The organism is Phreatobacter sp. GW821-FHT04C01 (assembly GCF_059420385.1).
On record NZ_JBWKTP010000003.1, the window covers coordinates 507064 to 531388 of the forward strand.

The following is a 24325-nucleotide window of genomic DNA, read 5'->3' on the forward strand; positions in this document are numbered from 1 at the left end:
AAGCCCCTTCAAGACAGAGGACCTCCATTCCATGAGCACGACAACCGAAACCGGCCGCATGGTTCCCATCGAATGGCTGCAGGCCGCCTTCACCATGCGCGCCGCGGCCTATGCCAACATGTTCGACGTGCTGCGCGAGGCCTTCGGTGCCGAGCGCGCGGTCGAGCTGGTCGGCGAGGGCACCCGCCGCATGGGCGTCACCATGGGCGCCAAATTCGCCGACCTCGGCCCGGCCGATCTCCCCGGCCTGAAGGATCGCTTCCTCGGCGGCATTCCGGCCGGCGACGTGTTGTTCCAGCCGGAAGTCCGCCAGTGCGACAACGACCGGCTGGAGATCAAGTTCCATCGCTGCCCGCTCAAGGACGCCTGGGTCGCCATGGGCCGCTCGGACGAGGATGTCGAGCTTCTCTGCAAGGCCGGCGGCGCCATCGACGGCGGCCTGTTCAAGGCGGCGGGCTTCGTTTTCAAGGGCGAGACCTGGGTCCCCGGCGAAACCGGCTGCTGCCGCCTGATCGTCGAGCCGGGCGAGGCCGCCTGATTGGGCGCCGGGTTCCCGTCCCGCACAAAACACCTGGTGTCTGCGGCCGTGCGCGGCCCCGCGATGAGGAGAGAAGCATGACCTATTCACGCCGGACGATTGTCGGCCTCGCGGTGGCGACGCCTTTCGTCCTGACCCGCACCGCCCAGGCGGCCGATCCGGTCCGCCTCGGCTACCAGTTGCCGCTGACCGGCAATACCGCGCAATACGGCCAGGACTTCAAGACCGCCGCGGAGATCGCGCTCGAGCGCTTCAATGCGTCGGGCAAGCTGCCGGTGAAGGTGGAGATCGTCTACGAGGACAGCCGGTCGGATGCCAAGGAAGGCGTCGCCATCGCCCGCAAGTTCGTCGACGACGCCCGCATCGTCGGCGTTCTCGGCGACTTCACCTCGGGCGTCTCCATGGCGGCGGCCCAGGTCTACAAGGAAGCCGGCATGCCGCAGCTGTCCCAGACGGCCTCGCATCCCGACTATTCCAAGATCTCCGAATGGCAGTTCCGCAACATCACCACGCAGGCGGGCGAAGGCCCGTTCAACGCCGACTGGATGGCCTCGAAGGGTGCCAAGAAGGTCGCGGTGATCGTCGAGCAGACCGACTGGGGCCAGACCGTCTCGAAATATTTCGCCGATCGGCTGGTCGCCAAGGGCGGCTCGGTCGTCTTCTCGGAATTCTTCAATCGCGGGCTGCCGGACTTCCGTTCGGTGATCACCAAGATCCAGCGCGCCCGGCCCGATGCCATCTATACCGGCTTCTTCTACGAGGACGGCGCCAATTTCCTCAAGCAGATGAAGCAGCTCGGCGTGACCGTGCCGGTCTATTCCACCTCGGCGGCGCACAACCAGAAGCTCATTGAACTGGCCGGCGCCGCGACCGAAGGGGTGAGCCTGGCCACGAACTTCCTGCCCAACAGCCCGCAACCGGAAGTCCGCAGCTTCGTCGAAGCCTGGGTCAAGGTGCGCGGCGGCGAGCCAGGCCAGTTCCCGGCCCAGGCCTTCGATGCCGTCAACATCATGCTCGACGCGGTCGTGAAGACCTATCCGAAAACCACGCGCGCATCGGTCCGCGACGCACTCGCGGCCACCAAGGACTTCCCCGGTGTCACCGGCCTGACCACCTTCGGGCCCGATCGCGAGCCGGTCAAGCAACTGACCAAGGTGCGCATCGTCAACGGCACCTTCACACCCGTTACCGACTGACCCGGCGCGGCTGAGGGGGCTCAGCCGCCACCACCCATGCTCGCCTTGCCGCCCGTCATGGCGGGGCGAGCCCGCGACACGACGAAAGGGGTAGCCGTGTTCGATCCATATTATCTGCAGCAACTGGCCATCGGGCTGTCGCAGGGCGTGACCTACGCCCTGATGGCCATTGGCTTCACGCTGATCTTCGGCGTGCTGAACGTCGTCAACTTCGCCCATGGCGAGGTTTATACGGTCGGCGCCTTCGCCGGCCTCGTGCTGATCACCGCCTTCGCGCCGGCCTTCCTGGTCGTACTCTTCGTGGTGCTGGCGATCGGCGCGGCGATGGGTTACGGCCTGGAGCGCATCGCCTTCAAGCCGTTTCGCCGGTTCTCCGACGAGGCCTCGCTGAAGTCGCGGGCCATGCGCGAATCGACGCTGATGTCGTCGCTCGCCGTTTCCATCGTCGCCCGCGAAGGGCTGGAACTGGCTTTCGGCTCGCAGATGCAGACGCTGCCCTTCGAGTATCTCATCAACAAGCCGATCGAACTCGGCCCGGTGACCATCGTCACCGGCGACGTCATCATCTTCGTGGTGGCGGCGATCATGCTGGGCGGCTTGCAGTTCCTGCTCACGCGCACCCGCATCGGCCTGTCGATCCGCGCCGTCTCGGCCAATCCGCTCGGGGCGAAATATGTCGGCATCGACACCGACCGCACCATCATCACCACCTTCGTCATCGGTTCGATGATGGGCGCCGGAGCCGGCATCCTCGTCGGTCTCTATTACGGCGCGATCTTCCCGGCCATGGGCTTCGTCCCCGGCATCAAGGCCTTCGTCGCCATGGTCATGGGCGGGCTCTCATCCATCCCCGGCGCGGTGATCTGTGCCCTGCTGCTCGGTCTCTCCGAGGGGCTGGCGACCACCTTCATCTCGTCGAACTGGGCCGACATGGTCGCCTACGGCTTCCTGATCGTCACCCTGATCTTCTTTCCGCAGGGGCTCTTCGGAGCGGGGAGGGAACGTGTCTGAGCTCTCCAGCAAGGGCTGGTTCGTTCCGGTCCTCCTTCTCGTCGTCCTGTTTCTCGCCATACCGTTCGGGCTGGTGCAGTTCGGCAAGGGTTATTTCTTTCAGATCGCCAACCTGGTGCTGATCTTCGCCCTGCTCGCCGTATCGCTGCATCTGGTCACCGGCGTCGCCGGCCTGCTCCATCTCGGTCATGCCGCCTTCTACGGCATCGGCGCCTATGTGGCGGCGCTGCTCGGTTCCGACCTGAAGATCGGCTTTCTCTGGGGCCTGCCCGCGGGCGGCCTCGCCGCGGCCGCGCTGGCGCTCGTGGTGGCGCTGCCGACCATGCGGCTGGTGTCGATCTATTTCGCGGTCGCGACGCTCGCCATCGGGCAGATGATCAACACCGTTCTGCTCAACTGGGTCGACGTCACCAAGGGGCCCAACGGCGTGCTGCTGTTCGGCGGCATCGATCTCTTCGGGGTCGCGGTGAAGAACCCGGTGGCGATCTATTTCGTCGTCGCCACGGTCGTCGCCCTGTCCATCTGGGTGCTGCACCGGCTCAGCCATTCCTATTACGGCAATGCCCTGCGCTCGCTGCGCGAGGACGACCAGTGCGCCGACGCCATGGGTATCGACACCGTCAGGCTGAAGGTCGAGGTCTTCACCATCTCGGCTTTCTTCGCCGGCATCGCCGGCGGGTTGTGGGCCTATACCACGGGTTACATCTCGCCTCAGGACTTCAATTTCTCCAATTCGATCCTGATCCTGGCGATGGTCGTGGTCGGCGGGCTCGGATCGTTGCCGGGCGCCATTCTCGGCGCGGTGCTGCTGATCCTGCTGCCGGAAGTGCTGCGTGGTTTCGGCGACGTCCGCAACATCATGGTCGGCATGGTCATGTTCGTATCGATCCTGTTCCTGCCCAAGGGACTGTTCGGCGAGGTTTCCGCACTGTCCATGGTCCGCCGTCACCTCGGCGTGAAATGGGGCGCGGCGCCCGGCAACCGGGAGGTCGGCTGGCGATGAGCCTCATCGAAATCGACAACGTCACGCGCCGGTTCGGCGGCCTCGTCGCCGTCGACGACGTCAGCACCCGGGTGGAGCAAGGCGAGCTGGTCGGCCTGATCGGGCCCAACGGTGCCGGCAAGACCACGCTGTTCAACCTGATCTCCGGGTTCACCCCGCTTTCGAGCGGCACGGTGCGCTTCAAGGGCGAGCCCATCAACGGACTGAAACCCAACCGCGTCGCCGCGCGCGGCATGTCGCGCACGTTCCAGAATCTGCGCGTCTTCCCCAACATGTCGGTGTTCGACAACGTGTCGGTCGGCGCCGTCGGAGCCATGGGGCAGTCAGCCTGCGCGGCGGTGCTCGGCGGCAAATCGCGCGCCGACGCCATCTCGCAACGCAGCTGGGAGGCGCTCGACCGGGTCGGGTTGACCGCCGAGGCCGACGAGCTGGCGGCCAATCTCTCCTATGGCCGGCGCAAATATCTGGAGATCGCCCGCGCGCTCGCCATGAAACCGGATCTTCTCATCCTCGACGAGCCGGCGGCGGGACTGAACGATTCCGAGACGGCCGAACTCGCCCGCTTCATTCGTTCCCTCAACGCCGATGGCCTCGCCGTCATGTTGGTGGAGCACGACATGAACCTGGTGATGGGCATCTGTTCGCGCGTCGTGGTGCTGGCCTCCGGCCGCAAGATCGCCGATGCCGAGCCGGCCGTGGTGCGGGCCGATCCGGTCGTGCTGGAAGCCTATCTGGGGGTTGAGGAATGAGCCTGCTCGAAGTTCGCGGCGTCACCGTCACCATGGGGATCCAGGAAATCCTGCACGGCGTCGATCTCAGCGTGCCCGACCGCGGCATCGTCGCCGTGCTCGGCTCCAACGGCGTCGGCAAGACCACCTTGATGCGGGCGATTTCCGGCATCTACCGGCCGAAATCGGGCTCCATCCGATTCCGCGGCGAGGATATCTCCAAGCTGAAGAGCCACGAGATCGTCGCCCGCGGCCTGCTGCAGGCCCCGGAGGGACGGCAGATCTTCTCGCCGATGACGGTCAGGGAGAACCTGGTCATCGGCGGCGGTCCGCACGGGCTCGCCGAACTCGATCGGGTGCTGGCGCTGTTCCCCAAGCTTGGCGAACGCATGACCCAGGTCGCCGGCTCGCTGTCGGGCGGTGAACAGCAGATGCTCTGCATCGCCCGGGCGCTGATGGCGAAGCCCTCGATCCTGCTGCTCGACGAGCCCTCGCTCGGCCTCGCCCCGAAATTCGTCAAGGGCATCTTCGATCTGGTCTCGAAGATCCGCGACGAGGGATTGTCGATCCTGATCGTCGAGCAGAACGCCAAGGCGGCACTGCGCATCGCCGATCGGGCGGCGGTGATGGAGGGCGGGCGCATCGTGCTCGAAGGTCCCGCCGCCGAACTCGCCGGCGACGCGCGCATCGCCGAGGCCTATCTCGGCGGCCACGTTCACGCCTGACGCCAGAGGCGTGCATGGCGCAGGGCCTCACGCGGCGAGAGCTTGCCCGAGAGGGCGGGAGGCTCGCCCCGGCGGGCCTTTCCTGGATGCTCCGGTCGGCCGGGCAGGCCGCGCCGCGCGATCGATCATGCGCACACGCCGCGCGATCAGGGAGACGAGGTACCGGCGCACCGAAGACCGCCGCGCCGGAGCCTCGGCTCCCCAAACCCTGTCTCACGCATTCCCGCACCACGCCCCGGCCGATCATCGGATGCCGCCCATGAAGCACTTCATCAATCATCGCGACGACATCGTCACCGAAGCCGTCGACGGCATGATCCTGGCCTCGGGCGCAGGTTGCCTCGCCCGGCTCGACGGCTATCCCGCGATCCGGGTGGTCGTCCGGGCGAACCGCGATCCGGCCAAGGTCGCGGTGATCTCCGGCGGCGGCTCCGGACACGAGCCGGCCCATGCCGGCTTTGTCGGCGAGGGCCTGCTCGACGCCGCGGTCTGCGGCGACATCTTCGCCTCTCCGAGCGTCGACGCCGTGCTTGCCGCCATCCTGGCGGTCACCGGCCCGGCCGGCTGCCTGCTCGTCGTCAAGAACTATGCCGGTGACCGGCTCAATTTCGGCCTCGCCGCCGAACGGGCCCGCGCCATGGGTCACGACGTGGACATGGTGATCGTCGGCGACGATATCGCCATCGCCGATGCGGCGCGCCCGCGCGGCATCGCCGGCACGCTCTTCGTGCACAAGGCCGCCGGCCATGCCGCCACCGCCGGACTGCCGCTCGCCGCGGTGCGGGCCGCGGCGGAGAGCGTCGCGCGCAGCGTCCGGTCGCTGGGCGTCGCCACCGCGACCTGTTCCATACCGGGCCGGGCGAGCGAGGAGCGGATGGCGGCCGGCGAGGCCGAACTGGGGCTCGGCATCCATGGCGAACCGGGCATCGAGCGCATTGCCCTGCCGCCGGTGGCCGAACTGGTCGCCACGATGATGGATCGCTTCGGTCCGGACATCCGCGCGGCTGATCGCCTGGCGCTGCTGGTCAACAACCTGGGCGGAGCGTCGGCGCTGGAGCTGGCCCTGGTGACCCGGGACATCCTGCGAACCGATATCGGCCGCCGGGTCGAATGGATCCTCGGGCCGGTCCATGCAGTCACCGCGCTCGACATGCGCGGCTTCTCGATTTCGTTGATGCCGCTTGACGACGCCCGCGTGGCGATGCTGACGGCGCCCGCAGACGTTGCCGCCTGGCCGGTTCCGCGCCGGCTGAGCGAACAGGCGAGCGTGACTGTCCTGCCGCTGCCGGCCGGGATCACCGCGGCCCCCGTGGCCGCATCGACGGAGCCGGCGGTGCGCGCCGCGCTCGCCCTTGTTTGCGAGACACTCATCGCCTCCGAACGCGCCCTCGACGCCCTCGACGCGCGGGTCGGCGATGGTGACACCGGCTCGACCTTCGCCGCCGCCGCCCGGCGGGTCCTGGCCGACCTCGATCTCCTGCCCCTGGCCGATCCGGGCCGGCTCGGCGGAGCGCTTGCCGATCGATTGTCGCGGGTGATGGGCGGATCGAGTGGCGTGCTCCTGTCGATCTTCGCGGCCGCTGCCGGCGTCGCCTTTTCCCGTGGCGGAGCGCTGGGGCCGGCGCTCCGCTTCGGCGCCGAACGCATGCAGCACTATGGCGGCGCGGCCGAGGGCGATCGCACGATGATCGACGCGCTCCTGCCGGCGATCCGGGCGATCGAGAGCGGTGGCGGTCTCGTGGCGGCGGCGCAGGCGGCGCGCGCGGCCGCGGAGGCAACGGCGAGCCTGACGATCGCCCGTGCCGGACGTTCGAGTTATCTGGCGAGCTCCGATCTCGCCGGTGTGGTTGATCCCGGCGCGGAGGCGGTCGCAAGGATTTTCGAGGCTTTGGCGACGAGGGGCTGATCCACCGCGCCGTGATGCCGACGCATCGCCGGCGGGTCGGTCGAGTCCGGCCGGCCGGGCTCCTCCAGGCATGGGGGAGAGCTCGGCGGGATCGTGGCCGGGCAAGATTTTCCAAGTGCGGTCGCGGACGCCGGTGCTATGATCAGGCCAGTCATGACAGAGCCTGGCTACACATTGTTCGAGACCGCCATTGGCCTTTGCGCCATCGCCTGGGGCGAGCGCGGGGTCATTGGCGCGCAACTGCCCGAAGGCGACGCGGCGGGCGCGCGGTCGCGCCTTGCCAGGCGCTTTCCGGATCTGCGCGAAGCGCCGCCGCCGCCGGTCGTGCAACGGGCGATCGCCGAGATCGTCGCGTTGATCGACGGTGAGCCGCGCGACCTCCATGGCATCCAGCTCGACATGGCCAGCGTGCCGGAATTCCACCAGAAGGTCTATCAGGTGGCCCGGGCCATCCTGCCGGGCGCAACCTTGACCTATGGCGAGGTCGCCAAGCGCGTCGGCGAGCCGGGAGCCTCCCAGGCGGTTGGCCAGGCGCTGGGCAAGAACCCGTTTCCGATCATCATTCCCTGCCACCGCGTGCTGGCCGCGGGTGGCAAGACCGGCGGCTTTTCGGCCAATGGCGGCGTCGAGACAAAGTTTCGCCTGCTGACCATCGAGCGCGCGCGCACCAGCGCCGAGCCGACGCTGTTCGACGGCGACAGCGCCTTCGGCTTCGCGGCGCCGCCGCGCCGGACATCGCGGAACGGCTGATCATGACCGCCGTCACGCTCTGCGATTGCGCCGCGATGACCGTGATGGACTATCGGTGCACGGCCGGGCCCGACGACAAGCCGTTCACCGAACTTTATGACCGTTTTTCGCTGTCCTATGTGCGGCGCGGCAGTTTCGGCGTCACCAGCCGCGGCCGGTCCTTCGATCTGGTGGCAGGCTCCATCCTGGTCGGCCACGGCGGCGACGACTATGTCTGCAGCCACGACCACCATATCTGCGGCGACGAATGCCTGTCGTTCCAGTTCTCCGCCGAGCTGGTCGACGCCATCGGGCCGAAGGCCGAGCTCTGGCGCGTCGGTGCCATGCCGCCGCTATCCGCACTGACCGTGCTCGGTGAGCTGGGCCAGGCCGCCGCCGATGGCCGCAGCGATGTCGGTCTCGACGAGGTCGGCCACCTGCTCGCCGCGCGTTTCATCGAGGTCGCGTCCGGCGGCAACCGCAAGCCGGCCGGCACCGGCGAGCGCGACCGCCGCCGTGCGGTCGAGGCCGCCTTCTGGATCGACGCCTATTCGCATCGCGCGATCGGGCTGGAGGACGCCGCAAGCCGGGCCGAGCTTAGCCCGTTTCATTTCCTCCGGCTGTTCACCCGGACGCTCGGCGTGACGCCGCACCAATATCTCGTTCAGTCCCGGTTGCGTCACGCCGCGCGCCTGCTCGCCGACGACGAGCGATCGATCACCGATATCGCCTATGATGTCGGCTTCGGCGACCTGTCCAATTTCGTGCGGACCTTTCACCGCGCCGCCGGCGTTTCGCCGCGCGGTTTCCGCAGGGCGGCGAAAGGCGACCGCAAGATATTCCAAGAACGCCTCGGAACCTTCGCCCTAGCCTGACCTCCTCTTCACAGGAGGCTGGCGAGGGGCGGCTTCGCCCCGACCTGGCCTTCCCCAAACAAGGAGGCCACCGAGGGGCGTCTTCGCCCCAACCTGGCTTCCCCAAACAAGGAGGCCACCGAGGGGCGTCTTCGCCCCAACCTGGCTTCCCCAAACAAGGAGGCCACCATGTCCATGTACGATCATTTCGGCCTGCGCGTGCGCGATGTCGACGCGAGCGTGCGCTTCTACGAGGCGGTGCTGACGCCGCTCGGCCATGTGCTCGGACCGCGCGGCGACACTTATGTCGGCTTCGGTCCGGCCGATGCGCCGGCCTTCTGGCTGCATCCGGAGAAGGACAGCGCGGGTTCGGGCTGCCACATTGCCTTCAAGGCGCCGAGCCGTGCGTCGGTCGACGGTTTCCATGCCGCCGGGCTGAAGGCCGGGGCCAAGGACAATGGCGCGCCCGGCATCCGGGCCGACTACAGCCCGACCTATTATGCCGCCTTCCTGATCGACCCCGACGGCAACAATGTCGAAGCGGTCTGCACCAAATAGGCCTGCTGTCGAAACCCCAGGTCGAACAAGGAGATCGCGCCATGGCGTCGATCCGCGAGGAAATCCCGATCGAAGCCCGCCCGGACCATGTCTGGGCGGCGGTGCGGGACTATGGCCAGGTCCATACCAGGCTGGTGCCGGGTTATGTGACCGACACCACGCTCGAGGGCGAGCTTAGGGTCGTCACCTTCGCCAGCGGCATGGTGCTGCGCGAGCTGATCGTCGATGTCGACGACCCCGCGCGCCGCCTCGTCTGGGCGGCGATCGGGGGCCGGGCGACCCACCACAACGGCTCGCTGCAGGTCTTCGCCGAGGCCGGCGGCATGAGCCGTCTGGTCTGGATCACCGACATCCTGCCGCACGACCTGGCGCCGTCGATCGGCGCCATCATGACAGAGGGCATGGCGATCATGAAGCGGACGCTGGAGCAGAGCGGCCGGCAGGCGGCCTGACCGCTCAGTTGAACCAGATCGCGTAGGTCAGGAACTGGCCGGAAAACACGCGCTGCCACTGCGCCCAGCTCTGCCTGGAGATCTGCGGCCCGTCCTTCAGATAAGGCAGGGCGGCGTGGCCGGTGCCCCAGAGCAGCAGGTCGAAAGGACGTGGCTGTTCGAAGAACGCCTTGAGGTCGATACCATGCCGGTAGCGCCAGTGCGGTACGAGCAGCTTGCCGTCCAGCACGGCCTCGAATTCGTCGAGTGCCGCATGCCAGCCGTCGAGCCGCTCCTTCGTCACCTCGAGACCCGGGAAGGCGGTGCTGTGCTGGTTGGGCCCCGGCAACCATTCATGGTCGTCGTCGGTCTCCGCCAGCACCTCCCTCCAGGTCTGTCGGCTGAGCGCGATGACGGCTTTCAGGTGCTCGCGCGCCTTGACCAGCCGCTCGGGTTCGGCGAGCGGCCAGCGAATGAGGTGGACCAGCGCGACCAGATCGGCCAGCTGGCCGGCATCGCCGCCGATGATCGGATCGCGCAGGGGCTCTATCGCCGCGCGCTGGCCGGAGGGATCGGCGGCGCCCTGGAAGAACAGGTGGGCCGCGCCGTCATAGGTTTCGTGCCAGTCATAGGCGAGCGCGAATTCGAGGAAGCCGGACAGGAGCCTTGAGTAGCCGCGCAGCCAGGTCATGTCGGCACGGTCGAAGCCGACATCCCAGGGCGGGCTGTCGGGCTCGGTGCGCGCCCGGCCGATCGTCGCGACCCGGGCGATGATCCGCCCGAGCGCTTCGTCGGGACCCGCCTTGCCGTCGCCCCTGAAGTCGAGCCTGAGCGCGTTGAGATCGATCTCCAGATGGACCGGTCCGGCGGGCAGGCGCGCCAGCACGGCCTCGGCCTCGGTCAGGTCGGCCAGGAACCGGACATAGATGGCCCTGAGCTTGTCATAGCTGAGCGGTTCCGGATTGGGGTTTTCCGGCACCGGCAGCCGCAGGATCGGCAGATTGCCTGTGCGCGGCGCTCTGAGGCCGTGGCGATGCAGTCCCTGGCCGAGGGTTTCGACTGCGCGGGCGAACTTGATCATGCCGAGCGCCGCGACGGCCTGGGCGTTCTGCGGCCCGCGCGCCAGTTCGGCCTCGCCCTGGGCGAGCGTCCCGGCGCCGGCGTGCCGCCGGATGATCTCGGCCGCATCCGCGCCCGGCGCCTGCGCACCGGCCTCCAGGGAACCGCAGGCGATCAGCGCCAGCAGCGCGGCGAACAGGGTCTTGATCATGACATGGCTCCTCGATCGGCGCGGACCAAGCCCGATCTCTGTGGCGGAACCGAGTCCGCGAGCCGCGCCGGGTCGTCGTCCTGCCGCACCGCGATCATGAGCAGTTGATCTCGGCTCAAACAAGCCGTGGATATCAGGGACAGGCCCGGGCAAGACGATGGATTGCCCGCGTGGTGTGCCGGACCATGGCGCGGCCTCCTCACGCGCTCGATTCAGCGCCCGTTACTCCAAGGACAATTCTCGTCTTGGCCGGGCTTGTCCCGGCCATCCACGAATTCCGCGCAGTCTCTCATGGCGAATGGTCGATTCAGGGGCGCACGATCGCCCGCCGCCCCAGTCAAAAGTGGCGCCATGACGGTGCCGCGACCTAATAGATCCCGACCGGAAAGGCCTTCAGGTAGAGGTCGGTGTAGACGCCCTTCTCCCACAACCGCTGCAATGCGTAATTGATGGCGAGCCTCAGCGGGTCGTTGCCGCGGCGCATGACGATCGCCAGGCCCTCGCCGAAATAGCGGTTCTCGGTGAAGGCCTGGCCGAGGAAGCGGCAGCAATTGGCCGAAGCCTGGCCGTTCAGCCAGAAGGCATGGCTGACGCCGTCGCCGAACAGCACGTCGACCTCCCGGCCGCTCAGCGCCTTGCGCGCCTCCGCCAGGGTCGGATAGCGGCGGATCGCCGAGCCGCGGAAGAAGGACTGGACATAGGCCTCATGCGCCGTGCCGGAGACGACCGCGATGGAGCGGCCGGCGAGCCCTTCGGGCGTCGCTTCCGTCAGCGTCGTATCCTTCTGCATGACGAAGCGGGCCGGGGTCTCGAGATAGCGATCCGACACCTCGTAGCGCCGGCGGATCTCCGGGGTGATCGCCTGGGCGGCGATGATGGCGTCGCCGCTGTTGCGGTCGAGGCTCTCCAGCAGCGTGTCCCAGCGCCGGACCTGGACGGTGCAGGGGACCTTCAGCTCCTCGCAAAGCGCACGGGCGAGGTCGATGTTGAAACCGACGGGCTGGCCGTCGGGCCCGGCGAAATTGAACGGCGGATAGTCGTCCTCGGTGAGGAAGCGGATCTGCGGCACGCGGGTCATGTCGACCCGCTCGCTGCGCCGGCGTGGGTCCCAGTAGTTCGGGATGATCACCTGCGGCGCCGTATCGGACGGGCGCGGAACCGGAACGGGAGCCTGCTGCGCGCGGACCGCCGCGACGGCGAGCGTCGCGGATAGTACGAGGGCAAGAACGGCCTTGAGCGTCATGGCACGGCTCGGGTCTGATGCGGCCGGCTGATCGGCCGGTTCCCTTATAGCCTAGTCGAAGCCGGCGGGGAGCCTTGTCCGGAGGATCGGCCCCGGTGGCCGAATTCCCGGTTGCTTTCGCCACGTCGCGGGGTAACAAAAGCCGGCGCGACGGGATGCTCCCCGGTGTCTCCGCGCCGGCCGCCGGCCTTTGCCCGGCGCACGAAAAGAATTCCGCCACAAGGGCTTGGGCCCGAATGAGCCTGGGAGGCCATGGATGACCGAGACCGCCAAGCCGAGTGTCGTCATCGAGGATCTGGCGCCGCATGTGGCGCTGGTCAGGATCGACCGCCCCGAGGCCCGCAATGCGCTGAACGCCGAAACGCGCGCGGCGCTGGTCGAAGCCTTCCTGCGGCTCGGCGCCGATCCCGAAGTGCGTGTCGTGGTGCTGACCGGCACCGGCAAGGCCTTTGTCGCCGGCGCCGACATCAAGGACATGGCGAGCCGCACGCCGCCCGACATGATGGCGCGCCGGACCCACCTGCAATGGCAGGTGATCGCCCAGTTCCCGAAACCGCTGATCGCGGCGGTCAATGGTTTCGCGCTCGGCGGCGGCTGCGAACTGGCCATGCATGCCGACATCATCATTGCCGCCGAGAGCGCGAAATTCGGCCAGCCGGAGATCAAGATCGGCATCATGCCCGGCGCCGGCGGCACCCAGCGGCTGATCCGCGCGGTCGGCAAGTTCAAGGCGATGAAGCTCATGCTGACCGGCGCCATCATCGATGCGCGCGAGGCCGACCGCATCGGCCTGGTCACCGAGGTGGTGCCGGATGCCGAGCTGATGGAACGGGCCAGGGCGCTCGCCGTCGAGATCGCCGGCCTGCCGCCGGTGGCGCTCGCCGAGATCAAGGACGTGGCGCTGACCGGTGAGGACCTGCCGCTCGCCGCCGCGCTGGCGCTGGAGCGCAAGGCGTTTCAGCTGCTGTTTTCGACCGAGGACCAGAAGGAAGGCATGGGTGCCTTCCTCGACAAGCGCTCGCCTGACTTCAAGGGACGATAAGTGATGCCGCAGTTTTCAAAAGTCGGAGTTGTCGGTGTCGGCGCCATGGGCGGCGGCATCGTCCAGATGGCGGCGCAAGCCGGTGCCGACGTGGTGCTGTTCGACGCCCGTCCGGGCGGCGCCCAGGCGGCGGTCGACCGGCTCGGCACGACCTGGGACGGGCTCGCCGCCAAGGGCCGCATGACCGCCGACGCGGTCGCCGCGGCCAAGGCCCGGCTGACGCCGGCGGCATCCCTCGCCGATCTCGCCGGCTGCGATCTGGTGGTCGAGGCGATCGTCGAGGACCTGGAGGTCAAGCGCCAGACTTTCGTCGCGCTCGAGGCGGTGGTCGGTCCGGATTGCGTGCTCGCTTCCAATACCTCGTCGCTGTCGGTGACCGCCATCGCCGCGGCCTGCGCCAGGCCGGAGCGGGTCGCCGGTTATCACTTCTTCAATCCGGTGCCGTTGATGAAAGTCGTCGAGGTGATCGACGGCGCGCGCACCGCGCCCGGCATTTCCGAGCGGCTCGCGGCCTTCGCCCGTGATTATGGCCACCGGCCGATCACCTGCATCGATTCACCCGGCTTCGTGGTCAACCATGCCGGCCGCGGCTTCGGCACCGAAGCCCTGCAGATCGTCGTTGCCGAAGGCGCGGCAAGCTATGCCGATGTCGACCGGGCCTTGCGCGACCAGGCCGGTTTCCGGCTCGGGCCGTTCGAACTCCTCGACCTGACCGCGCTCGACGTGTCGCAGCCGGTCGGCGAAAGCATGTTCCGGCAATTCTACGGCGAACCGCGGTTCCGGCCGTCCTGGCTGTTGAAGCAGCGCCTGGACGCCGGGCTGCTCGGCCGCAAGACCGGCCGGGGCTTTTACGCCCACGGTCCGGAGGGCCAGGAAAAGCCGCCCGAGCAGGCGGTGCCGAAGGCAGAGCCGCGGCCGGTCTGGGTGGCGGCGGTGGAACCGGCCTGGCGCGACGAGATCGTCGCCATCGTCAAGGCCGCCGGCTGGCCGGTGGTGAGCGGCCCCCAGCCGCCCGACGGCGCCCTGATCGTGGTCGCGCCGCTCGGCCATGATGCGACCGCCGCGGCCGAGGGGCTGCAGGTGCCGGCGACCCGGCTGGTCGCCATCGATGCCCTGTTCGGGCTCGGCAAACGCCGGGTGATCATGGCCGCGCCCGGGGCCGATCCGGCCTTTGTCGATGCGGCCCATGCCCTGTTCGCCGCCGACGGCACGCCGGTCACCCGCATCCGCGACAGCGCCGGCTTCATCGCCCAGCGGGTGGTGGCGACCATTGTCAATATAGCCAGCGACATGGCGCAGCAGCGCATCGCCTCGCCCGCCGATATCGACGATGCCGTGCGCCTCGGCCTCGGTTACCCACAGGGCCCGCTGGCCTTCGGCGACGCCATCGGCGCCGACCGCATCGCCGCCATCCTCGCCGCCCTCAACGGCCTCTCCGGCGACCCGCGCTACCGGGCCAGCCCCTGGCTGCGCCGGCGCGCCAGCCTCGGCCTCAAGCTGGCGACACCGGAGGCGTGACGATGACGGATGCAGCTCTTCCCGGGCCGGCAGGCAGCGTCCATCCGATCAGCGACTTTCAGAAGCTGATCGGATGGAAGGTCAAGGTCTGGGAGGAGGGGCATGCGGTGATCACCTGCGAGATCCGGCAGGACTTCATGAACCGGAACGGCATTCTGCATGGCGGCCTGATCGCCACCTTGCTCGATTCGGTCGCCGGTCACGCCGCTTTCGGCGCGCCGCCGGCCGATCCTGCCGAACCGCGGCAGGGCGGGGTGACCCTGTCCTTCACCATCAATTATCTCGGCACGGCGAGGGAAGGCGCGCTGACCGTGACCGGCCGGCGCACCGGCGGCGGCAAGAGCATCGTTTTCGCGCGCGCCGAAGTGGTCGATGCGACGGGCCGGCTGATCGCTGAGGCCACCGGCACATTCAAGCGGCTGCGGCCCAAGGTTTGAGGGGGCAGACCCGCTCGAGGCGGCCCGTCATGCCGCCCCGGCTCGCTCACTCCGCCGGGTCGAACTCGGCCGGCGCGAATTTGTAGCTGGTCGAACAATATTCGCAGGTCACCGTGATCGCGCCGTGCTCGACCATGTCGTGACGCTCCTGCGGCGTGAAGCTGCGCACGATGTTCTCGATCTTGTCGCGCGAGCAGGTGCAGTGGTCCGACACGCCCTGCGCATCGAAGACACGCACGCCGCGCTCGTGGAACAGGCGATACAACAGCCGCTCCGGCGACAGCGTCCGGTCGACCAGTTCGTCGTCGCCGATCGTGTCGGTCAAGGCCCGCGCCTCGGCCCAGGCCTCGTCCGGCTCGGGCACGGGCGTACCCTCCGGAGCGTCGCCGGGAGCGAGATCGCGCGTCGCCGTGCCGCCGGCCTTGGGCACGTGCTGGACCAGCATGCCACCGGCGCGCCAAGCCCGGCTCGGGCCGTTTTCGCCCGGCACCAGCTCTTCGGCCGCGGCCAGCCGGACGCGGGTCTCGATCTGTTCCGACTGGCGGAAATACTGGTCCGCCGCCTGTTCCAGGCCCTGGCCGTCGAGCGAGACGATGCCCTGGTAGCGCTGCATTTCGACACCCTGGTCAATGGTCATGACCAATTGGCCGGTGCCGAGCAGGCTTGCCGGATCGGCCCGGCCGGCGGCGGCCGCCTCGGCCACCTTGTCGGCGTCGAACCGGGCGAGCGCCCTCACCTTGTCGGGCGTGGTGACGTCGACCACCACCATGCGGACCGGACCGTCGGTCTGGGTCTGCAGGATCAGCCGGCCATCGAATTTCAGGCCGGAGCCGAGCAGCACGGTCAGCGCGGTGGCTTCGGCGAGCAGGCGCGACACCTCGGGCGGATAGCCGTGGCGGTCGATGATGGTGGTCGCGGTCCGGCCGAGCCGCGCGACGCGGCCGCGCAGGTCGAGCTCGTCGACGTGAAAGGGCACAACGATATCGTCTGCGCCGTGGGTGAGATCGGGGATCGTGGACATGAGCGGCTATATGGCGGTGCCGGCCGGCGATTGCGAGAGGCTTCGGCACGGTCGCCACGCATGGCTCTCACCTGATTCGCGGCGGGCCGCGCAGCCGCGTCCGGCCATTCGGATCAGGCTTGCCGCGCGCGTGCCACAATCACGTTCCCGTGAGACCGGGCTACATTAGAAGAATTCAGTCGGCCCGCCGGTTTGCGCACCATAATAAGTCGTGGCCGGGCGGTCACAGTGATGGCGGAAAAGTGTCCTTCCGCATCGCGGGAGGGCCTGGTCCCCGTTGCAATGCAACGAAGCTTGTCGCTTTCATACCTCCAGCGGTGTTCATAAATCCGGCCTTGTCGGGCCACCTCCGCCCGTTTCGCTGTTTCAACAGGTCAAGGTGCATCCATGCGGCGCATTCTGCCAATCCTCGCCACCACAGTGACGCTGCTGCTGACGGCGCCCGCCGCGCAGGCGCAGTTTCTGTTTTTCGGAAATCAGAACTCCCAGCAGGTGATGATCGATCCGGCCACCGGCCAGCCGATGCGCCAGCTGCCGCGTACCGATGGCGGTCCGCGTGTCGGCGCCAGCGCCATCCCGCGCGAAACGGTGGCCTATTCGGGCGGTCACGCGCCGGGAACGATCGTCATCTCGACCCAGGAGCGGCGGCTTTATCTCGTCCAGTCCGGCGGCACGGCGCTGCGCTATGGCGTCGGCGTCGGCCGCCCCGGCTTTTCCTGGGCCGGTGTGAAGACCATCAGCCGCAAGGCGGAATGGCCGGATTGGCGCCCGCCGGCGCAGATGCTGCGCCGCCGCCCCGACCTGCCGCGCTTCATGGCCGGTGGCCCGCAGAACCCGCTCGGCGCCCGCGCCCTGTATCTGGGCTCCTCGCTCTACCGCATCCACGGCTCCAACGAGCCGCACACCATTGGCACCGCCGTGTCCTCGGGCTGCTTCCGCATGACCAACGAGGACGTGATGGATCTCTACGCCCGCGTCCGGGTCGGCACCCGGGTCGTCGTCACCCGCTGAACGCGGCCAGATCAACCTGTTGCGGTGAGGGCCGGCGGCAGCGCCGGCCTTTGCTTTTTGGGCCCTTGCGGCCGCGCATTTGATTCCCGCGCCAAAAGTCCCATTTTGGGGGCTGACCGAATCGGAAGCTTCAAGTCCCATGGCCGACCCCGTGACCAACCGCCAGCCGAGCCTCGCCGAACGGGCGATGGCCGCACGCGCGGATACGGCCGCGATCGGCTATCTCGCCAATCTGAACCCGGAGCAGCGCGCCGCCGTCGAGACCATTGACGGCCCGGTGCTGGTGCTGGCCGGCGCAGGTACCGGCAAGACCCGTGTGCTGACCACCCGCATCGCCCATATCCTGGCGAGCCGGCGGGCCTTCCCGGGCGAGATCCTGGCGGTGACCTTCACCAATAAGGCCGCGCGCGAGATGAAGGAACGCATCGGCCAATTGGTCGGCGAAGCGGTCGAGGGCATGCCCTGGCTCGGCACCTTCCATGCCACCGGCGTCAAGATGCTGCGCCGCCACGCGGAACTGGTCGGGCTCAAGCCTGGCTTCAGCATTCTCGACACCGACGACCAGATCCGCTTGCTCCGGCAATTGATCCAGGCCGAGAATATCGACGAAAAGCGTTGGCCGGCCCGGGTGCTCGCGGGCGCCATCGACGGCTGGAAGAACCGGGCCCTGACCCCGGACAAGGTGCCGGCCGGCGAGGGCGGCGCCTATGCCAACGGTCTCGGCGTCAAGCTCTACAAGGATTACCAGGACCGGCTGAAGGTGCTGAACGCCGTCGATTTCGGCGACCTTCTGCTCGAGGTCATCCGGCTGTTCCGCGAAAATGCCGACGTGCTGGCTCTGTACCAGAACCGCTTCAAATTCATCCTGGTCGACGAATATCAGGACACCAACGTCGCCCAATATCTGTGGCTGCGCCTGCTGGCCCAGCGCCAGGAAGGCCGGGCCCAGAACATCTGCTGCGTCGGCGACGACGACCAGTCGATCTATGGCTGGCGCGGCGCCGAGGTCGACAACATCCTGCGCTTCGACAAGGATTTCCCCGGCGCGACCGTCATCCGGCTGGAGCGCAATTACCGCTCGACCGGCCACATCCTGGCGGCGGCCTCCCATCTGATCGCCCATAACGAGGGCCGGCTCGGCAAGACCCTGTTCACCGACGGCGAGGACGGCGACCGGCCGACTTTGACCTCGGTCTGGGACTCGGAAGAGGAGGCGCGCTCGGTCGGCGAGGAGATCGAGCAGCTGCAGCGTCAGGGCCATAGCCTGAACGAGATGGCCATCCTGGTGCGCGCCTCGTTCCAGATGCGCGAGTTCGAGGACCGCTTCATCACCATTGGCCTGCCCTATCGGGTCATCGGCGGTCCGCGCTTCTACGAGCGCCTGGAGATCCGCGACGCGCTGGCCTATTTGCGCTGCGTCGCGCAACCGGCCGACGACCTTGCCTTCGAGCGCATCGTCAACACGCCGAAGCGCGGGCTGGGCGACGCCACGCTGCAGCTGCTGCACGACCATGCCCGCGCCGGCAACATGCCGCTGATGCAGGCCGCCAAGATCATGGTCGAGACCGAGGAGCTGAAGCCCAAGGCGCGCAACACGCTGAGGACGCTGATCGAAGCCTTCGACGGCTGGACGGCCAAGCTCGACGTGCTGCCGCATCAGGAACTGGCCGAACTGATCCTCGACGAGAGCGGCTATACCGAGATGTGGCAGAAGGACCGGACGGCGGAGGCCGCCGGCCGGCTGGAAAACCTGAAGGAACTCGTCCGCTCGATGGAGGAGTTCGAAAACCTGCCCGGTTTCCTCGAACATATCGCGCTGGTCACCGATGCCCGCGGCGAGGGCGAGAGCGACGACGCCGTGTCGATCATGACGCTGCATTCGGCCAAAGGCCTGGAATTCGACACGGTGTTCCTGCCCGGTTGGGAAGAGGGCCTGTTTCCGCATCAGCGGGCCCTGGACGAGAGTGGCCGCGCCGGTCTCGAGGAGGAACGCCGGCTCGCCTATGTCGGCATCACCCGCGCCCGCCGCAATGCCCGCATCTATTTCGCCGGAAACCGACGCATTCACGGCCTCTGGCAATCGACGGTGCCGAGCCGCTTCGTCAACGAGCTGCCGGAGGGCCATGTGACGATCGCCGAGGGCCTCGGCACGGCGGGCTATGGCGGCATGGGCCGAGGCGGTTTCGGCGAGAGCCGTTTCGACAAGGCCGGCGCCTTCTCCTCCACCTATGCGACACCTGGCTGGCAGCGTGCCCAGGCGCAGAAGTCGCTGGCCGATGCCCAGGGCCGCTTTACCGGCCGCTCCGGCAGCCAGGCCTTCGGCTCGACCTTCGCAGAGGGCCGCGGCGGTTTCCAGGGGCGGCTCACCGAACGCTCCGGCGGCGGGCGGACCATCGACGGCGAACTCGTCGCCAAATCGACCGGCGAACCCTCGCGCCACAAGGTCGGCGACCGGGTGTTCCACTTGAAGTTCGGTTATGGCGAAGTGGTCGCCGCCGACGGCAACAAGCTCACCGTCCAGTTCGACAAGGCCGGCGAGAAGAAGGTGGTCGACAGCTTCGTCGAGGCGGCGTGATCGGCCCTAGAGGGTGATCGTGTCAGATCGAAGCGCTGCAGTTCGGTCGCCCGTCCTTCGAGGCTCGCTTCGCTCGCCTCGAAGGACGGCTAACCGTGGTGCCGTGCGTTTCAATTCGAGACGATCAGACTCTAGTCGGCGCTTTTCTGTCTGAATCGAACATCGTATCCTGTGCTGCTGATCTCTGAGGCGAGCACCGACGATGCATCACAAGAGAAAGCGCCCGAAGAATGCCCTTGCCGGCTGCCTGTTCTGCAAACCGCACAAGGCCAACGGAGCATGCGCGCCATAAGGACATGCGCTTCGGCGACCGCCGCCGTTCCAAGGCCGGCCTGGAACAATTGCGCTGCGAGGGATTGAGCAATCGCTGCCCCTAGTGGCGTGACATGCCGGGCGTAGGCGATTAATAAGCGCCATGCTCGAAGGCCTGCACCCGACCTCGCCCACCCATCTGATGCGCTTGGAGACCTCCGAGCGCGCCGCCCGTCGCGTCGCCGATATCGTCTCGGAGACCTTCGATCCGGCCGAGACGGCGGTTGCCGCCTTCGAGGCGCCCGACGGCAAGATCTGGCTGGTCGAAGTGTTCTTCCGCGAACCGCCGGATGAAACCAACGTGCGCGAACTGGTGCGCGTCGCGGCGGGGCAGGCGGTCGCTGCCTGCCTGACCTTCCATGCGATCGAGAGCAAGGACTGGGTGCGCACCTCGCTCGACGGGCTGAAGCCCGTCGTCGCCGGCCGGTTCACCGTTTACGGTTCGCATGACCGCGACCGGGTGGCGGCCAATGCCATTCCGATCGAGATCGAGGCGGCGCTCGCCTTCGGCACCGGCCATCACGGCACGACGCTCGGCTGCCTGCGCGCCATCGACGCGCTGGCCAAGCGCCGGCGCGCCTTCCGCCCGCTCGATGTCGGCACCGGCACCGGCGTGCTGGCGATCGCCGCCGGCCTGCGCCACCGGGTCGCCGTGCTCGCTTCCGACATCGACCAGGTCTCGGTGGTCGCCGCCCGCGACAATGCCGCGCTCAACAAGGCGCGCAATTACGTTCACGCGATCCATGCCGCGGGCCTGAAGGACGCGCGCTTCCGCAACGGCGCCCCCTACGACCTGGTGCTGGCCAATATTCTGCCGCGTCCGCTGGTCGGGCTTGCCACCGACCTGGTCCGGCTGATCGCGCCCGGCGGCACGGTGGTGTTGTCGGGCATCATCCCGCCGCACGCCAATCTGGTGATCTCGGCCTATCGCACCCGCGGCCTGCGCCTCGTCTCGCGCCAGGAGATCGAGGGCTGGGTCACGCTGACGATGCAGAAGTGACTGGACCCTGCGGACGTCACCGGACGATGCAAAAATGATCGGGCGGGGCAGCTCGGCCCGGCTTGCTCCGGCCTGAGGCCAATGATCAACTCCGCTTCCTGCGGAGAGACAAGATGATGCGCATCGCCTTTCGGGTCGCCAAATGGTCCGGGCTCCTCGTTGCGTTGGCTCTGCTCGCCGGGATCGTCACCGGGCTCTGGTATTGGTACGCGGTCGAGCCGCGTGTCGCCGGGACGATCACCTTGCCGGGCTTCGACAAGCCGGTCGAGATCGTCAGGGACAAGGAAGGCGTCGCCCACATCTTCGCCGAAACCGATGCCGATGCCGCGGCAGCCCTCGGTTTCGTCCACGCCCAGGATCGCCTGTGGCAGCTCGAGATGAACCGTCGCATCGCCGCCGGGCGGCTGTCCGAGATCGTCGGCCAGCCGGGGCTCGAGACCGATCGCTTCCTGCGCACCATCGGCATTCGCCGCACGGCGGAAGCGATCTATCGCAATGTCGACGCCGAGACGCGCGCCCAGCTCCTGGCCTATTCGCGCGGCGTCAACGCCTTCATCGAAACCAGCAGCGCGCCCTTGCCGCCGGAATTCTACATCCTGCGCGCGCCGGCGCCCGAGCCCTGGTCGCCGGTCGATTCGATCGGCTGGTCCCTGATGATGGCGCTCGATCTCGGCGGCAATCTGTCATCCGAGATCATGCGGCTGAGGCTGGCCCAGGCCGGCATGTCGATGGAGCGGATCGGCCAGATCCTGCCGCCTTATCCGGGCGAGGCCTGGCCGCAGCTTGCCGACTATACCGCGCTCTACAAGGGCCTTGCCCCGGAGACCCGGCGCGCGGCGGAAGCGATCCGTGGCCTGGAGCTCGGCCTCGAGGGCGTCGGCTCGAACAATTGGGTGGTCTCGGGCGCCCGCACCGAAACAGGCCGGCCGCTGCTCGCCAATGATCCCCATCTTGGCCTGTCGGCGCCGGCGCTCTGGTATTTCGCGCGGATGACCTCGCCGTCGGGCACCGTGATCGGCGCCACCTTGCCCGGTGCGCCCGGTGTCGTGCTCGGCCGCAACGAGCGTATCGCCTGGGGGTTCACCAATACCGGGCCCGATGTGCAGGACCTCTTTATCGAGCGGCTCGACCCGCGCGATCCGGCGGTCTATCAGGCACCCGACGGCTGGCGCCGCTTCGAGACGGTCGAGGAACGCATCCGGGTCCGTGGCGGCGCCGACCAGGTGGTGACCGTGCGCATATCCCGGCACGGGCCGGTGATTTCGGACGGAGCCTCGCGCAGCGCCACCTCGGGCGCGCCGCGCGGCTATGCGCTGGCGTTGCAATGGACCGCGCTCAGCGCCGACAATCTGACCATTCAGGCCGCGCGCCGGCTCAATGCGGCGAAGAACTGGGACGAGTTCCTGGCGGCCGCGCGGCATTTCCATTCGCCGCAGCAAAACATCGTTTATGCCGATACCGACGGCAATATCGGCTTCGTCGCCGCCGGCCGGGTGCCCGTGCGCAAGCCGGAAAACGACCTGCGCGGCCTGTTCCCGGCCCCTGGCTGGGATGCCCGCTACGATTGGGCCGGCTTCATTCCCTTCGAGCAATTGCCGCAGGAATTCAACCCCGCGCGCGGCTATCGGGCGACCGCCAACGAGCGGATCGTCGATGCCGGCTATCCGCATTTCATCACCTATGAATGGACGTCCCCGTACCGCGCCGACCGGATCCGCGAATTGCTGGCGGCGCGCGACAAGCACACGCTGGACAGCTTCAAGGCGATTCAGGCCGATTACCGCTCCAATGCGGTGCGCGAGATCCTGCCGCTTCTGCTGGCCGCGCCGCCGGCCGGCGAGCGCGAGCGCCAGATGATCGATCGGCTGCGCAGTTTCGACGGCACCATGGCGATCGATCGCGTCGAGCCGCTTGTCGTCACCGCCTGGATGCGCGAATTGACCCGGCTCGTTTATGCCGACGAACTGGGGCCGGCGCTGTTCAAGGATTACTGGGACCAGCGGCAGGTCTTCATGCTGGCGGTGCTGTCCGACCAGGGCGGCCAGGGTGCCTGGTGCAACCGGCGCGGCGCGGCCGAGCCGACCACCTGCGAGAGCCTCGTCACCCGGGCGCTGGTGCTGGCGCTCGACGACCTCGAGAAACGCTACGGTGCGGATCGCAACGCCTGGCGCTGGGGCGTGGCTCACGACGCCCGCTCCGAGCATCGGCCTTTCACCCGGGTGGCCCAGCTTGCGCGCTTCTTCGATATCCGGGTGCCGGTGCCCGGCGACACCTATACGGTCAACGTCAACCGGCACACCATCCGCAACGCGGACGAGCCCTTCGTCTCGCGCCACGCGGCCAGCCTCAGGGCGCTCTATGATCTCGCCGATCCCGAGCGCTCGCTGTTCATTCACTCGACCGGCCAGTCCGGGCTGCCGTCATCGCCGCTCTACCGCAATTTCGCCGAGCGCTGGGCGCGCGTGGACTATATCCCCATGCGCACCCGGCGCGCCGACATCGAGCGCGGCGCCATCGGCACCTTGACGATCCGGCCGCGCTAGCCGGGGATCAGCCGGCGGCCGCCTTGGCCGCTTCCGCCGCGGCCTGATGTTCGGCCGCGAGTTCTGCGTCCAGCCTGTCGACCTTTTCGAAGGCCGGCCGGGCGTTGACCCGCTTGACATAGTCGGCGAGCACGGGCCGCTCGGGGATCAGCTTGAAGCCGCTCGTCCACTTCAGGGCCGTGCCCCACAGGACGTCGGCAGCGGAGAAGTCGGGGCCGAGAATATAGGCGTTCCGCGACAACTGCTCGACCAGGGCTTCGAACATCGTGTCGAAATCGCCATAGGGCGACATGGCCGGCGGTGCGGGATCACGCTTCATCGCCCGGTCGACGATGGCCGGCTCGTAGCAGGAGCCGTAATAGGCCAGCCAGCGCAGGTAGGGGCCGCGCCGGGGGTCGCCGAGGGCGGGCGTAAGGCCGGCCTCCGGGAACAGGTCGGCAAGATAGAGATAGATCGCCACCTGTTCGGTCACCAGGGCTTCGCCGTGCCGGATGGCCGGCACCTTGCCGAGCGGATTGACCGCCAGATACTCGCTGCCGCGCTGCTCGCCGGCCTTCATGTTGATGGCGTGCAGCTTGTAGGGCGCCCCCAGTTCCTCCAGCAGGATGCGCGCGCCCGTGGAGCGCGTCTGCGGCGAATGGAACAGCGTGATGGTATCGTTCGTCATGGTGGTT

22 protein-coding genes are annotated in these 24325 nt (G+C 68.0%); 18 read left to right on the top strand and 4 right to left on the bottom strand.

The window, feature by feature from the left end; translation table 11 throughout:
• The first annotated feature begins 31 nt into the window (after positions 1–31).
• From AC07WJ_RS14100 to AC07WJ_RS14150, 11 genes are all read left to right on the top strand, one after another.
• Positions 32–538: an L-2-amino-thiazoline-4-carboxylic acid hydrolase gene (locus AC07WJ_RS14100; RefSeq protein WP_494935216.1), complete on the top strand. Its 507-nt coding sequence runs from the start codon at positions 32–34 to the stop codon at positions 536–538.
• Between the two features lie 77 nt (positions 539–615).
• On the top strand, positions 616–1734 hold the full coding sequence (locus AC07WJ_RS14105; RefSeq protein WP_494935217.1) for an ABC transporter substrate-binding protein: 1119 nt from the start codon (positions 616–618) through the stop codon (positions 1732–1734).
• A gap of 96 nt (positions 1735–1830) precedes the next feature.
• The gene (locus AC07WJ_RS14110; RefSeq protein ID WP_494935218.1) at positions 1831–2745 is read left to right on the top strand and encodes a branched-chain amino acid ABC transporter permease; all 915 of its coding nucleotides are present in this window, start codon (positions 1831–1833) and stop codon (positions 2743–2745) included.
• Positions 2738–3748, top strand: coding sequence for a branched-chain amino acid ABC transporter permease (locus tag AC07WJ_RS14115; RefSeq protein WP_494935219.1), 1011 nt, complete (start codon positions 2738–2740; stop codon positions 3746–3748). Before AC07WJ_RS14110 ends, AC07WJ_RS14115 begins: the two co-directional genes overlap by 8 nt.
• Entirely contained in the window at positions 3745–4497 is a 753-nt protein-coding gene (locus AC07WJ_RS14120; RefSeq protein WP_494935220.1) for an ABC transporter ATP-binding protein, read from the top strand. The genes AC07WJ_RS14115 and AC07WJ_RS14120 overlap by 4 nt, the downstream gene beginning before the upstream one ends.
• Positions 4494–5201 carry an ABC transporter ATP-binding protein gene (locus AC07WJ_RS14125; RefSeq protein WP_494935221.1) on the top strand — a complete coding sequence of 236 codons (708 nt, stop codon included), beginning with the start codon at positions 4494–4496 and terminating at the stop codon, positions 5199–5201. Before AC07WJ_RS14120 ends, AC07WJ_RS14125 begins: the two co-directional genes overlap by 4 nt.
• 259 nt (positions 5202–5460) lie before the next feature.
• Positions 5461–7107, top strand: coding sequence for a dihydroxyacetone kinase subunit DhaK (locus AC07WJ_RS14130; RefSeq protein ID WP_494935222.1), 1647 nt, complete (start codon positions 5461–5463; stop codon positions 7105–7107).
• Positions 7108–7260: 153 nt separating this feature from the next.
• Positions 7261–7857: a methylated-DNA--[protein]-cysteine S-methyltransferase gene (locus AC07WJ_RS14135; RefSeq protein ID WP_494935223.1), complete on the top strand. Its 597-nt coding sequence runs from the start codon at positions 7261–7263 to the stop codon at positions 7855–7857.
• Positions 7858–7859: 2 nt separating this feature from the next.
• The gene (locus AC07WJ_RS14140; protein ID WP_494935224.1) at positions 7860–8711 is read left to right on the top strand and encodes a helix-turn-helix transcriptional regulator; all 852 of its coding nucleotides are present in this window, start codon (positions 7860–7862) and stop codon (positions 8709–8711) included.
• A gap of 174 nt (positions 8712–8885) precedes the next feature.
• Positions 8886–9248, top strand: coding sequence for a VOC family protein (locus AC07WJ_RS14145; RefSeq protein WP_494935597.1), 363 nt, complete (start codon positions 8886–8888; stop codon positions 9246–9248).
• A gap of 41 nt (positions 9249–9289) precedes the next feature.
• The gene (locus AC07WJ_RS14150) at positions 9290–9700 is read left to right on the top strand and encodes an SRPBCC family protein (protein ID WP_494935225.1); all 411 of its coding nucleotides are present in this window, start codon (positions 9290–9292) and stop codon (positions 9698–9700) included.
• Positions 9701–9704: 4 nt separating this feature from the next.
• On the opposite strand, the gene AC07WJ_RS14155 is transcribed toward AC07WJ_RS14150, so the two are convergent.
• Both AC07WJ_RS14155 and AC07WJ_RS14160 read right to left on the bottom strand, forming a co-directional pair.
• Positions 9705–10949: a hypothetical protein gene (locus tag AC07WJ_RS14155; RefSeq protein ID WP_494935226.1), complete on the bottom strand. Its 1245-nt coding sequence runs from the start codon at positions 10947–10949 to the stop codon at positions 9705–9707.
• 367 nt (positions 10950–11316) lie between these two features.
• The gene (locus tag AC07WJ_RS14160; RefSeq protein ID WP_494935227.1) at positions 11317–12192 is read right to left on the bottom strand and encodes a transporter substrate-binding domain-containing protein; all 876 of its coding nucleotides are present in this window, start codon (positions 12190–12192) and stop codon (positions 11317–11319) included.
• Between the two features lie 256 nt (positions 12193–12448).
• Between AC07WJ_RS14160 and AC07WJ_RS14165 the strand changes: the two genes are divergently transcribed.
• The 3 genes from AC07WJ_RS14165 to AC07WJ_RS14175 are packed head-to-tail and all read left to right on the top strand — an operon-like array spanning position 12449 to position 15189.
• The gene (locus AC07WJ_RS14165) at positions 12449–13234 is read left to right on the top strand and encodes an enoyl-CoA hydratase-related protein (protein ID WP_494935228.1); all 786 of its coding nucleotides are present in this window, start codon (positions 12449–12451) and stop codon (positions 13232–13234) included.
• A 3-nt stretch (positions 13235–13237) separates the two neighbouring features.
• Entirely contained in the window at positions 13238–14752 is a 1515-nt protein-coding gene (locus tag AC07WJ_RS14170) for a 3-hydroxyacyl-CoA dehydrogenase (RefSeq protein WP_494935229.1), read from the top strand.
• 2 nt (positions 14753–14754) lie between these two features.
• Positions 14755–15189: a PaaI family thioesterase gene (locus tag AC07WJ_RS14175; RefSeq protein ID WP_494935230.1), complete on the top strand. Its 435-nt coding sequence runs from the start codon at positions 14755–14757 to the stop codon at positions 15187–15189.
• 46 nt (positions 15190–15235) lie between these two features.
• Here AC07WJ_RS14175 and AC07WJ_RS14180 read toward each other — a convergent pair whose 3' ends face one another.
• On the bottom strand, positions 15236–16210 hold the full coding sequence (locus tag AC07WJ_RS14180) for an Hsp33 family molecular chaperone (RefSeq protein ID WP_494935231.1): 975 nt from the start codon (positions 16208–16210) through the stop codon (positions 15236–15238).
• A gap of 387 nt (positions 16211–16597) precedes the next feature.
• Between AC07WJ_RS14180 and AC07WJ_RS14185 the strand changes: the two genes are divergently transcribed.
• The 4 genes from AC07WJ_RS14185 (at position 16598) to AC07WJ_RS14200 (ending at position 23651) form a co-directional block, all read left to right on the top strand.
• Positions 16598–17221, top strand: coding sequence for a L,D-transpeptidase (locus tag AC07WJ_RS14185; protein ID WP_494935232.1), 624 nt, complete (start codon positions 16598–16600; stop codon positions 17219–17221).
• Between the two features lie 139 nt (positions 17222–17360).
• Positions 17361–19796, top strand: coding sequence for an ATP-dependent helicase (locus tag AC07WJ_RS14190; protein ID WP_494935233.1), 2436 nt, complete (start codon positions 17361–17363; stop codon positions 19794–19796).
• A 415-nt stretch (positions 19797–20211) separates the two neighbouring features.
• Positions 20212–21108 (top strand): 50S ribosomal protein L11 methyltransferase, encoded by an 897-nt coding sequence (locus tag AC07WJ_RS14195; RefSeq protein WP_494935234.1) that lies wholly within the window; start codon positions 20212–20214, stop codon positions 21106–21108.
• Positions 21109–21221: 113 nt separating this feature from the next.
• Positions 21222–23651 carry a penicillin acylase family protein gene (locus AC07WJ_RS14200; RefSeq protein WP_494935235.1) on the top strand — a complete coding sequence of 810 codons (2430 nt, stop codon included), beginning with the start codon at positions 21222–21224 and terminating at the stop codon, positions 23649–23651.
• Positions 23652–23658: 7 nt separating this feature from the next.
• Here the strand turns inward: AC07WJ_RS14200 and AC07WJ_RS14205 are convergent, their stop codons facing one another.
• Complete coding sequence (locus tag AC07WJ_RS14205) at positions 23659–24318, bottom strand: glutathione S-transferase family protein (protein WP_494935236.1); 660 nt, start codon at positions 24316–24318, stop codon at positions 23659–23661.
• Positions 24319–24325: the final 7 nt, after the last annotated feature.